General features: G+C 41.1%; 8 protein-coding genes. All 8 read right to left on the bottom strand.

The features are described from left to right. Positions 1-276: 276 nt before the first annotated feature. The gene (locus NQ163_RS03905) at positions 277-1,485 is read right to left on the bottom strand and encodes an anaerobic sulfatase maturase (RefSeq protein WP_268188978.1); all 1,209 of its coding nucleotides are present in this window, start codon (positions 1,483-1,485) and stop codon (positions 277-279) included. Between the two features lie 301 nt (positions 1,486-1,786). Further along, positions 1,787-2,458 carry a putative quinol monooxygenase gene (locus NQ163_RS03900; protein ID WP_268188977.1) on the bottom strand — a complete coding sequence of 224 codons (672 nt, stop codon included), beginning with the start codon at positions 2,456-2,458 and terminating at the stop codon, positions 1,787-1,789. Between the two features lie 167 nt (positions 2,459-2,625). Beyond that, a complete protein-coding gene (locus tag NQ163_RS03895) occupies positions 2,626-3,969 on the bottom strand; it encodes a cellulase family glycosylhydrolase (RefSeq protein WP_268188976.1) in 1,344 nt (447 codons plus the stop codon). Between the two features lie 28 nt (positions 3,970-3,997). Further along, the gene (locus NQ163_RS03890; protein WP_268188975.1) at positions 3,998-5,566 is read right to left on the bottom strand and encodes a sulfatase; all 1,569 of its coding nucleotides are present in this window, start codon (positions 5,564-5,566) and stop codon (positions 3,998-4,000) included. Between the two features lie 201 nt (positions 5,567-5,767). Next, entirely contained in the window at positions 5,768-6,718 is a 951-nt protein-coding gene (locus NQ163_RS03885) for a glycoside hydrolase family 5 protein (protein ID WP_268188974.1), read from the bottom strand. An 18-nt stretch (positions 6,719-6,736) separates the two neighbouring features. Next, complete coding sequence (locus NQ163_RS03880; protein WP_268188973.1) at positions 6,737-9,130, bottom strand: GH36-type glycosyl hydrolase domain-containing protein; 2,394 nt, start codon at positions 9,128-9,130, stop codon at positions 6,737-6,739. 12 nt (positions 9,131-9,142) lie between these two features. Then, positions 9,143-10,831: a polysaccharide deacetylase family protein gene (locus tag NQ163_RS03875; protein WP_268188972.1), complete on the bottom strand. Its 1,689-nt coding sequence runs from the start codon at positions 10,829-10,831 to the stop codon at positions 9,143-9,145. 136 nt (positions 10,832-10,967) lie between these two features. Continuing rightward, positions 10,968-12,596 carry an MFS transporter gene (locus NQ163_RS03870; protein ID WP_268188971.1) on the bottom strand — a complete coding sequence of 543 codons (1,629 nt, stop codon included), beginning with the start codon at positions 12,594-12,596 and terminating at the stop codon, positions 10,968-10,970. Positions 12,597-12,679 lie beyond the last annotated feature (83 nt).

The raw sequence follows: 12,679 nt of genomic DNA, 5'->3' as shown, positions 1-12,679 counted from the left end.
GAATGGCAACTTATTTGTTAGCTTATCAAGCTGTATTTATTTTTCTTTTATTCTTTGTTTTATCAGTTACACAGTCAATAAAATTACTAAAACATTTTACATATAAAGCAAACAAGTATATTTTTCCATTAAATCTTATATAAGAAAGAATGCCGATTCTGATTTTTAGAATCGGCATTCTTCTATTTTTTAGACTCTCTGTATTTGTGTATGATTTGCCGGAGATCTTCCAACAAGCATTTGATTGGGCTTAGGCCACCCGATGACAAATCAATACTAAGATTTTTTCACAAAGTCATTGAAAGCATTGTAGGTTCCTCCGCTTTGCTGAGCTTCCATTTCTCTCTGCATCTGCATTTGCTGGGCAATCCAGTTTCTTCCCATCTCCTGAAGTTGGGTGTGGGCATGAGCAAAGAACATTTTGTATGAAGTACAGAAACGCGGCATTCCATTGTCCATAGGATCTTTGATTCTGTCTTTTGTACAACCTCCAAAACAGTGTTTCAGGTAACTACAGCTCTTACATTTACGCGGCAATTTGGCTTTCATGCAACCAAACTGATGCTGCTTTTTGGAGTTTAGCATGTTGATGATTTTCCCTTGCTTGATGTTTCCCAATTTCCACTGAGGTTCCACAAAGAAATCACAAGCATATACATCGCCGTTGTGCTCGATTACCGTATATACTCCACACTCTTTCTGCAGTGTACATTCTGGTGCTGGTATTCCCACATAGGTGTGGAAAAGCGAATCGAAATGACGAACCGATGTAGTAGGGATTCCATTTTGGAAATCATTGATCCAAAGATCCCAAAGCTTACAAAGTACTTCTCCGTACTTTTCAGGCGAAAGCGAAAAAGATGCAGCCGCCCTGGGGTTCTCCTTATCTGTCTCAACAATAGGAATGAACTGCATAAAATCGAAGCCCATTTCCTTGTGATAATTGTAGATCTCTTCGATATGATCCGCTGAATGATCGGTCAAACAGCTCAGTACATTTGTAGCCACTCCCTTGTCCAATAACATTTTGGCATTTTTCGACACAATCTCCCAACTTGGTTTCCCATTTGGAGTAAGACGATAATGATCGTGAATGTGTTGTGGTCCATCCAATGATAAACCTACCAGCCAATTGTACTCTTTTAGGAATTCGGCCCACTCTTCATTCAACAATAAGCCGTTGGTTTGCAAACCATTCCCAACAGTTTTCCCGTTTCCGTATTTCTGTTGAAGTTCAATCACTTTCCTGAAAAAGTCCAGTCCCATTAAGGTAGGTTCTCCTCCCTGCCATCCAAATGACACTTCCGGTCCTGATTGTTCCATAACCTGGCGGATTAGCATCTCCAGGGTTTCCTCATCCATACGGTGAACCTTCTGTTGGTGATAAAGACCCGCCTTTTCCAAATAAAAGCAATAGGTACAGCCTAAATTACAATCTGGTCCCGAAGGCTTAATCAAAACTGAGTTTAGTTGTTTTTTAATCATTTCATCTACTATTCTATCGTCAGAAACTTCTGTATAGTACAGAGTCTTCTTTTGTATTCATATTTTATCACCTCCCGCATTTACTTGCGAAGGAGTATGATTTTTTAATGTATGTGTAGGCTATTACCGGGAAGTGTTTCTTTGTCGCGTAAAACTACATACTATATTTCAAAATCGAAATACAAGCTGTGAAAAATACGAACAACACCAGCCAATAAAGCTGGTACTAAATTACCAATAGAAATAATAGTAATAGTAGATTTTCCGTTCAGTCAGGCGGTATGAATGGTTCAATTCACTGCTATTTCCCTATCCAACTTCCTAAAGGCTCCAGTATTCGAAAAGTTCGCATACTTTGCATCAGATCTGGTAGCATGTTTTCATATACCTGTCGATATTCTTTTGCATTCAGGTGGTTCTTTTCAAAATCCTCCATACTTGCTTCGTTCCATCGTTCATAAATGGTAAATCGGGAAGGATCTTCTGCATCCTGATGGAGAAAAGTACTTACAAAGGCGTCTTCTTCGGCCATTTTATTGAGTACCTGCAAAGCTGCTTGCTTCCACTCCTCAAGCTTATCCGGCTTAATGTGGAAATTCACATAGAAGATCAAATCATTTTCTGATGGCTTTACATTTGCACTAATCCAATAGGCCAATGGTTTTAACAAGTGAATCTTTCTGGGAGTTTCGCTTATCAAAGGCAGTCGCTTCTCATATTCTTTTCGATAATCTTTTCCTTCCATTTGATAGGTCATAAAAGCATCCTTCGAAGAATCCGTCCATCGTTCATACATGGAAAAACGCCCTTCACTTTCGGCATACTGGTGCACAAAAGCACTCACAAAACTATCTTCCTGAGTCATGTTTTCAACAACACCCATTAATCGTTCCTGAAACTCATTTGTAAATTCCGGCTTGATATGATATTTCACATAGAACACCAGGTCATTGGGGTTAGCATATTCAGTCATCTTTGATTCTTTTTAATTCATTTTTGTTCTCATTAATTTACAACGATTTGAATCAAGGGGCAACTAAGTTCTCTATTATTCTCACCTGTCAATTCGAAAAAAAACAGCCCGCCATTCCAATTAAGAAATCAGCGGGCTGACTAGCCAATCTAAAAATCTGAGTTCGATTAATCGTATGTTTCCAAATCGATAATCTTCAATGAAGAAATTGTATTCTCCAATTCACTGCTAAAACTGCGTGTTGTCCTTGTATATTCATGCGCAGTTCCAGCAAATCCTTTCCCGGTATATGCAATCACTTTAAATCCCCAAGGGACCATAATTGATGAAATGTTATTGTCAAAGTCCATTGCCTGCAATTCATCCTCATCGTACTCGCCAGGACTTAAACGCAAGCTTTCACCCTGGTATCCCTCGCCGGAATAGAGAGCAACTTTTTCTGTATCCAATATGACATCACGTACCGGAATTCCACCATATTCTCCTTCCGGATACCACCTAAGGTTCAGGTAGTCGTAAAACTTATCATCGGTATTGATACACCAAGGCACTTCTATCTTTGCCAATTCACGAACAAAAAAGGTAGCAAACTGCACCTGAGCAGGAATATCGTACTCATTTCCCTTGTTGTAGTTCCCAGCCATCCAGGCTCCCAGCCAGGTAGAGCGGCCAGTTGCTTTCATGTATTCCTTGGCAGCCTCAAAATGATCAAGCACCAATTGGCGCTCTTCAGGAGTTCCTGTGGTCCATTGCTTGTTCCCTTCCAAAGCCGGCCCGGCAGCATAGCAGTGCCATTCCATCATAATAAAAGGGTCCGTTTCATCCGGCAATTGAATGTATTGCAAATTGGCAGGTTTTGATAAACCAACCGGTGGAACAATTAGAATTCGATAAGGATTTGATTCCCGAATTGCCGGAATGATATCAGCATAAAACTCATTCAAAAGCTGATGGTCTTTTTTCAAATTGCCATTCAGTTCAACAAAGAGGTTGAACACAAGCAAATCGGAATAGTCCTTGTATCGCTCCGCAACAGTACGCCACCAATCAACTGTAACTTGCTTTGCCTGTTCCATGTCCTCTCCATCTTCAGCATCATGTCCATGGAAAGCCAATACAGGAATCAAGCCATGCTTCAAACACTGATCAATCTGTTCATCCAAATGCGAAAACAGCTCATCCGTAGCTGGTTTATTCACACGAATTCTCACCATTGTAAAACCTGCCCCGGCAATATCAATTACTTTTAGCTCATCATGATTTTCAATGTATTTGTTGAATTCGGACCAGGCAACATCGAAGCCCTTTCCCATCATTTGTACCAATTCATCCGGATAAAGCACTCCTTCAATCCGGTCCTCTTCCGATGATTCATCATTATCGTCGTCGGTATTTCCATCATCTACATTCTCGTCAATCGTCTCTGTTACCTCCTCAACAATGGAAGAGCTTCCACAGGCACATAGAAAAAAAAGAGACAGAGACAGGCAGTACATCAATTTTCGATTCATGTCTTATCGTATTTCTTGTCTGGTTAAACTATCTTTTGAATTGAGCCTGGAAAAAATCAACACTGGTAGCTTTCATTTGCTCATACACTTTTTTGTATTCTTTATTCCCAAGCAGGTTACGGGTTTCCAATTCATCTTTTTGATAATCGTAAAGTTCTTCCCCTACGATCAAATCTTTATTGAAAGCTTGTGTCGTTCTAAAGTTTTCTCCCATCCAAAGCACGTAACGATATCTCTCGGTACGGAATGCATAGCCCATTGCTTTTCCTCTTCGGAACTGACTTACCGAGTATTCCTTTACAGATTTCTTCTCTCCTCTAAGTAAAGGCACAAGGCTGGTTCCAGCTAAATGTTCCGGCTCTTCGATACCTGAAAGCTCACAAAGTGTTGGAAAAATATCTACAAACTCCGATGGAGCATTCACTTTTGTTCCTTTCTGTGCCTCAGGTGCTGAAAAAATCAAAGGAGAACGTGTTGCCTGTTCAAAGTTGGAATGCTTGCACCACAGGCCATGATCCCCCAAATGCCAACCATGATCGCCCCACAATACAATTATGGTACTCTCTCGTAAGCCAAGTGAATCCAAGGCTTGCAACACTTTTCCCACCTGTGCATCCATATAGGAAACCGATGCATAGTAGCCATGAATCAATTCCCTTTGTTTCTCTTCAGGAAGTAGATCTGGTCCAATATCTGAGAAAGACTTCAATTTAGGAATATCGCTATACGACTGAATTTCTCCTGATTTGTGATAAGCGATTTTTGGCCCGTTTTTAGAAAACTTCTGATAAGCTGCCAAAGGAAGCTCATTTCTGTCGTACAAATCCCAATACTTTTTAGGAGCCACAAATGGCAAGTGCGGTTTCTTAAAACCAACCGCTAAAAAGAAAGGCTGTTCCTCTTTCGATAACCTCTCCAACCTTTCAACTGCTGATAAAGCAAGTACACCATCAGTGTAAGCGTTATCAGGAACATCCACACATTCGGTTGAAGGTTTAATGTGCTTCATCACATACTTGTTTAAAGCACCTCTTTTTTTATTCTTCTTTTTCCCTTCTGCAGTATAGAAAGCTACTTTATCCTTTGTTTCTGCAGACTGATAATGACCCAGAACTTCTTCCCCAAGTTCTGTATTCTTGTATTTTTCATCACCACTAAAGGCAAATTCCTCACTCCAGGAAAGCTTGTCGTGTTTTGCATCTACACTGCGGCGATCGTAAATCTTACCCACTCCTGTAGTTGTGTATCCCTGATTTTTAAAATACTGTGGCAAAGTCAAAATATCAGGATTCTTATCTCTGATCTTCGTTTTCAAATCCCACACCCTGGTACTATCGGGACGAACTCCTGTTAGCAAACTAGCTCTGGATGGAGCACATACTGCCTGCTGACAATGATTATTCATAAAAACAACCCCTTGCTTTGCCAGTTGATCTATATTGGGAGTCTTCATTTGCTCCGCACCATAGCATCCCAAAACAGGTTTCAAATCATCCACAGCAATGAAAAGAACATTTTTCTTTTCCTGTGCTTGCCCTAGTAATGGCATTACTACCATTGCCAGACCTATTCCTTTTTTTATGATATGCTTCTTCATGGTCTTAGTTATAGTGTATTCGATCTAAGTCTAATTTAATCTCTAAAATGGTGTTTTTATAGCGATCAGCGGTCAGCTACAAGCTATCAGCTAAAAGAAAAATCTCAGTCATAAAACTCAATCCGATTCTTCGAAATTTTAGTAAATGATTTTTAGTAAACAACTAAAGACTGAACGCTGACTGCTGATAGCTGATAGCTGCTATCTCCCAAACTGCTTTTTAATCCACTCCCCGGTCTCAGTCAACTGATCCCATTCCTGACGTACACCGCTTCCTGGTTTAAATACCGATGAAGCTTCTGGTTTGTCACTCAAATTCCAGTTCATCCAACTAATTTTAAGCTGCTCCGGATTGTTTCCTGCCAGAATATCCAACCAGATTTTGGCACTCTCGTAATCATTTCCATCATCTCCATTGTAGCTACTGGTACCCCATTCCGAAACGAATACCGGAATTTGTTGAATGGCCTCGATAAATGCCTTCCTGTTTTTGTGACTCTTGGCATAAAAATGGAAAGTATACATGATATTCTCAAAATTCAAAGGATCCTTAGCCGCCGCTGCAAGATTTGAACTCCAATCAGGTGTTCCTACCAGAATAACGGTTTCCTTATCGTTTTTACGAATCAATGGAATAATCACATTTGCATATTTCTTCACCTCTTCCCAGGTTGTTTTATTGGGTTCGTTACAAATCTCATAAATCACATGCTCCTTGCCTGCATGGGTTTTCGACATGTGCTCCCAGAACACTTTCGCATCATCCAGCACTTTATTCGGATTTCCTGAATCCATAGCATGCCAGTCGATAATACAATACAGCCCCAATTCTTCCGCTATTTCAACCAACTCATCAACTTGCCTGGTATAATAGGCCGGATTGTCTTTATAGTTCTTTGGATACAAAGCGAATCGCACTGCATCAACCTTCCAGTTTTTGGCCAAAACTTCCATAGAACTTCTGTTCATACAGTGTGCAAACCAATACAAACCATGGGAACTCATCCCCTTGATTTGAACAACACTACCATTTTCATCGCACAACTGACGACCAACCACTTTTAATTTTCCGTGTTTCCTAACCGGAGCTTTTGCCAGGGCTTCTCCGCATACAAACAGAGCAGCTATTAGAATAAGAATTTTTTGTCTCATACTTATTTATTTGTAAGATTATCCCATAATTACTTCCACCTGATATTCTTTGCCTTCTTCGCCAACAGGTAGCTTGTTTCCTTCAATAATTTCACCGTTTATTTTTAGGCAGGCAATCCCTTTCATCACACGATTAGGGTTTGAAACAGAGATGTTATAAACCGCACCTCTGAAATTTCTAAGCACTTTAAAGCCTTCCCATGAATCCGGAATACAAGGATCTACTGTCAATCCATCAATTTCAGGACGAATTCCCAAAAGGTAACGCGTTGCTGCATAATAGGCCCAGGTAGCTGTTCCACTCAACCATGGCAAACGAGAAGAACCAAATCGCTTGCTGTAAACACTATGTGTTGATTGTGCATATACATAAGGCTCTATCTCTCTGATTTCTGCCTTGTCGTTATAGGCAGCTGGCAAGTAGCTCTTGTAATACTTGTATGCTCTGTTTCCATTTCCCAGCATACTTTCAGCCATCACTCCCCAACCTTGCGTATGGTTGAAAATCCCAGCATTCTCTTTCATTCCAGGGTTGAACAATACGGCACGAACGATATCAAAATCTGATTTTTCGAATGGTGGAGCACACAACATGATACCATAATCGGTATACAAATCGTCGTGAACAACATTCATTGCCTTTTCGGCTTTTTCCCTATTGGCATGACCACTAATCACAGCCCAAACCTGTGGATTCATGAAAATATTACCTTCTTCATTCTCTTTGGCTCCAAAACGGAATCCTTTATCGCTAAAGGCACGAACATATCTGTCCTCATCCCAGCAATTCTCTTCCAGGCTCTTATCCAAAATTCTTAACTCCTGTTCTGCCCATTCCACTTCACTTTCCAAGCCAAGCTTACCAGCAATCTCCATGTATTTTGCCAAACCATATCGTAACTGGAAGGCTACAAAAACTGATTCACCCTTATAGCCTAAAACCAGACAGTCATTCCAGTCGGCAGCCAATCCACAAGGAATACCATGGGCTCCTGAACGCTCCAGGTTAAACTCAATGGCTCTTCTTAAATGTCCAAGTACAGAATCTTTCCCCTTATCGGCATAGGGTAGTTCTTTTAGGTAGAAATCAAAATTCCCGGTTTCATTTACATATTCAGGAATGGCATTGAACAACCACAAACAATCGTCTGAACGGTATTCATTTGCCTCAGGTTCTTTCTCCTGTCCTGGTTTGTGTGCGAATGGCTTCACTACTGGCATCGCTCCTCCGGTTGAAGCCTGACCTGTGATCAATAGCTCCAGACGTTCTCCTGCCTCTTCGGGAACCGAATGCATCACGCCCAACATATCCTGCACTGAATCACGATAACCTAAACCATCACGAACTCCAGCATATACTAAACTGGCAGCTCTTGACCATGCATAGGTAATCTGACAATTGTATGGACTCCAAACGTTCAGCATGCTGTTAACATCAGCATCAGGAGTTTCAACTTGCATTACTTCCAAACGGCTGTGCCAGTAGTTCTTTAACTCTTCCAATTCATTTTTCAGAATCGATAGGTCTGCATATTTCTCTTTTACCTCAGCACCTTCTTTTTGTGCACTACCAATTCCCATGACAATGGCGAACTCAACAGATTCTCCTGGCTGCAAACAAATGTCTGTTTGTAAAACCCCACAAGGATTTCCTCCTTCGGCCAGTGAGCCTGCGCATTCCCCTTTTTGAACAACCTCAGGATTACCATAGCCATTGTATCTGCCTATAAATACATCCCTATCGGTATCATAACCTGAAACCTCTGCACCTACCATGGCAAAGAAAGTATGGCGCTGCTGATCCTTCTGCTGAAAATCCTCAGGCATTTCAGGCATGTTGATATTCGATCCATGATCGATAATGCCATCAACAACCGACATGTTTGCGATGTACTGCGTGTACTGAAGGTTGCCCAAATCATCCCCTGCATTCCAGTTACAGGCATACTCTACAAACGGAAAAGCTCTTAAGTTTCTTGTCTCCTTGCCCTTATTGGTAAGCTTCACCATCCATGCTTCGTAAGCCTTTCCCCTGGGAACAAAGTAACTTACTTCCGAAGCGATATCTTTGTATTCCGAACTAATTTTTGTGTAAGCAGTTCCGTGTCGGCACTCGGTTTTAAATTGCTCCAGCGACTTTCCAACTGGCTGCCATGAAGCTGACCAAAAATCTTTGGAATCCTTGTCGTGAAAATACAGGTAACGCCCTGCCTGATCCATAGGAACTGAGTTGAAACGCAATCGGGTAAAGCGCCCCTGAGCTGCTGATTTGTAAAAGCTGTATCCTCCGGCATTATTGGTTATAATCGCTCCGTAGTTTGTATCTCCAAGGTAGTTGGTCCATGATGCCGGAGTATCCGGTCGTTCCACTACATATTCTTTATTCTTATCGTCAAAATATCCGTACTTCATTTTCTTCAATCTCTAGTTATTAGTAGCTAGTCTCTTCTTTAATTCTATTGATAGTTTCTCGCCAAAGCTTTTGGCACCTTCCACATTAAAGTGAACGGCATCTTTCAGGTCTTCGAGTTTGGAAATCTCTTCTCCCCTGATTAGGAAAATATTCTGATCGCCATTCTGTTGAAACTCTTTCACCACCTGAGTCATACTCTTTCTAAATTCACCTATACTCTCCCCACTCTTTTTACTGCGCAAAGTTTTTGTGTGGGTTGGTGTTATACAGAACAATTTGGTAAGGCTGTGCTTTTCTCGTAGGGTTTTCAGGAAATTCTCCAATCTTTTGCTGTACGCTTTCGCTGATATTCCCTCTCCATTATAATCATTGTATCCAATCAGGATGGTCATGTAATCGATATGGGAAAAGTCATCCCTGATCATTTCAGCCATAGGCACAGAAGTTTTCCCTCCTCCTACTGCCAGGTTATACAAATCCCAGTTCATTTCACGGGACAGTATAAAAGGATAGCTTTGATGACTTGCCTGCTGACCGGTACCATGGGTAATGGAATTTCCGTAAGCCACATAAACAGGTTTCTCTTCCGATTTGATTTCTTCCAAGTGATGTCCTTCTTCCAGTTCAATATTTACAAGACCTACATTGGACCAGTTCGGAAGACTGATTTCATAGCTAACTTCTTTAGCTTTATGCGCAGATTCTATATCAAATGACAATAAGGGTCCATCCTTTTTTCCAAACTTGGCGACTTTTACAAACTCCTTATTTTGGTAGATTCCGAAAACAGGTCCTCGATTGTCTCCTTCCAATACTTTAAAGTTGATTTTTACTTTGGGACTGGCCGTTTTAAAGGACACAATAACACCCGTGTTTGTTTGTGCTTTTACAGGACTAAACTTGCTTTTGGTTTTCGACATTGCCAATAAGCTGGCTGAATGACGAGGAAATACCATCACTCCATTCTTGATGTAATGATATTTACTTCCTTTAATCTCAATCAGCGGATGATTGGCTGCTATGGAATTTTCTTCACCCGAAGACAGCAATTGCGATACGGTGACAAACTGATATCCCTCTGATTTTAACTGAGGAAGTACTTGTTTCAATGCTTTGATGGTATGTTGTCTCTCATGGCAAAGAACAATCGCCCCTGAATGAACTCCTTCCATGATTCGTTTTACGATTCCCTCAACCGGTACATCTTTCTTTGCATCCCTGGCATAAACGGAAGCATTCACCGCTTTCAAGCCAAGAGATTCCAAACTATCACTATTCAGCATATCATACTTTAGAAAAGGGGCACGATACAAGCTTGGTGAGTATCCCAATTCTTTTTGTATCATCTCCTGAAAGCCTTTTATCTCCAGCATCGATTCATCTTCCGTGGTAGTTTCCAACGGACGCTTGTGCGTCATGCTATGGTTGCCTATTTCGTGCCCTCTTTGCAATACCTCTTTGGCTAAGGCCGTATGCTTCGACAGGTTTTTCCCAATGGTAAAGAAAGTGGCTTTTCCTTCTGCTTTCTCAAACAAGTTCATGATTTCAGCAGTAGTCTGCGGATTGGGTCCATCATCAAATGTGAAAGCAAGCAACTTCTGCTTTGTCTTAACAGATTGTAAAGGTTCAATTGTCTGACTCATGACAGACAAAGCTGCCAGCAGGAAAATTCCTATCGATATAATTACTCTCTTATTCATGCAATTCAACTTTTCAAGTTCGAACTAATTCAAATGAATGAGGGGCTGCCAAATCGAGTACACCACTACAAAATGTACTCTACCAAATAACAAAACCTCTACGCCTTGCAGCCCCTATTCAATTTACAATTAAAAATTAGGCCTTTACTCTTCTTAACTTCAACTCCTGTTCTACTTCGCCCAAAAATTTCTCATCCAGCTTGTAGAACAGCATAAAGATGGCTGCCAGCACACTTCCCGCAGCAGGAATCAAACTCATCATCAATTGAATTCCTGTTAAAGCTCCTTCGGCTTGCTCTACATTGGCCTTGAAACCAAATGCAGCCAATAACCATCCTGCCAATGCTCCTCCAATGGTCCATCCAAACTTTTGTGCCATGGTTGATGCCGACATTACCAGTCCTGTAGCTCTTCGCCCGGTTTTCCACTCTGAATAGTCTGCCGCATCGGTATACATGGCAAACACCAAAGGTGCGGTTGGCCCAAATACGAAACTGATCAATACCTGTAATACAAACATTGCTACAATATCGTCCTTGCCAACAAAATAGAAGGCAACGGTTAAGACACTGGTAAGGATCATGCTATAGATGTAGGCTCTCTTTTTCCCGAAGGTTTTCGACAACCACTCCGTTAAGGTGATAGATGCAATGGTTGCAATGGTACCTGCAATCATAAAGCCTGAGGCCAGGGCATCATTCCCCACATAGTATTTAAAGTAATACATGATGGCACCATTTCGAACGGAAACGTAGGATAAGGTAAAGATTCCCAGCACAAACAAAATCCACCATGGCTTGTTGGCTGCCAAATCTTTGATGTCATCTTTAAGTGATGTTTTTTGCTCTTTCGCAGGCTGAACTCTCTCTTTGGTAGTCGCAAAAGTAATCAGGAACATGATCACCGCCAGGGTAGCCATAACCACCATGGCCCACATAAAACCTTTGCGTTCATTCACAACACTTACTTTCAGTTGAGCCTTGCTCAAATCCACGCCTTCCATATAATCGGTCACGGATACGCTTCTCTTTTCAAATCCCTTCTGCAAAGTCAGTAGTCCACTTGTAGTATCTGCCTCAGCAAACATTTCAGGAGTAAGTACACAAAGTGATATTTTTCCTTCAACCGGTTCTTCGCCAGGTAGGGTAGCTTCCAATTCAATTTTAGATGTTCCGGTTCCTTTTTCAGTGATCACAATTTCATTCTGAACCTGCTCTGCGATTACAACGGAATCATCGTTTCCTCCAAATTGTTGAACCAAAGGAAGAGTAATCCCCTGCACAATAAAAGCCCCGGCAAAAGCAAAAATAAATCGGTACTGAGAAAAGCTTGTACGCTGAATAGGGTTGGATGAAACCACTCCCATCAAGGCAGAGTAAGGAATATTGATAGCTGTATACACCATCATCATTAGTGTATAGGTAATGTATGCATATACAATTTTACTGGCTACAGACCAATCAGGAGTCGTAAATGTTAGCACTCCGATAATTCCAAATGGAATGGCCAACCACAGAATATATGGTCGAAACTTTCCCCACTTGGTGTTGGTTCTGTCTGATAAAATTCCCATTAAAGGATCGTTTACCGAATCCCAGATTCTGGTTACCAGAAACATGGTTCCTGCTGCCGCAGCAGGAATACCGAATACATCTGTATAAAAATACAGAAGAAACAGCATGAAGGATTGAAAGAACAGGTTTGAGGCCGTATCCCCTAAACCGTATCCAATCTTTTCTTTGATATGTATCTTTTCGTTATTCATCGAATTTCGTTTGGTTAAAAAGTCTTGTCTATATTGTATTTCAATAGCCCGAACCTGAGGCAGATTAATTGTCTGTCGCAAGC

This window comes from Marinifilum sp. D737 (genome assembly GCF_026672275.1).
Classification (GTDB): Bacteria; Bacteroidota; Bacteroidia; order Bacteroidales; family Marinifilaceae; genus Marinifilum.
This window is presented reverse-complemented; position numbering and strand designations above follow the sequence as displayed.

Coding starts and splice junctions, on each gene's coding strand:
- NQ163_RS03905 (WP_268188978.1), bottom strand. CDS start 1,485: ATGATTAAAAAACAACTAAACTCAGTTTTGATTAAGCCTTCGGGACCA.
- NQ163_RS03900 (WP_268188977.1), bottom strand. CDS start 2,458: ATGACTGAATATGCTAACCCCAATGACCTGGTGTTCTATGTGAAATAT.
- NQ163_RS03895 (WP_268188976.1), bottom strand. CDS start 3,969: ATGAATCGAAAATTGATGTACTGCCTGTCTCTGTCTCTTTTTTTTCTA.
- NQ163_RS03890 (WP_268188975.1), bottom strand. CDS start 5,566: ATGAAGAAGCATATCATAAAAAAAGGAATAGGTCTGGCAATGGTAGTA.
- NQ163_RS03885 (WP_268188974.1), bottom strand. CDS start 6,718: ATGAGACAAAAAATTCTTATTCTAATAGCTGCTCTGTTTGTATGCGGA.
- NQ163_RS03880 (WP_268188973.1), bottom strand. CDS start 9,130: ATGAAGTACGGATATTTTGACGATAAGAATAAAGAATATGTAGTGGAA.
- NQ163_RS03875 (WP_268188972.1), bottom strand. CDS start 10,831: ATGAATAAGAGAGTAATTATATCGATAGGAATTTTCCTGCTGGCAGCT.
- NQ163_RS03870 (WP_268188971.1), bottom strand. CDS start 12,596: ATGAATAACGAAAAGATACATATCAAAGAAAAGATTGGATACGGTTTA.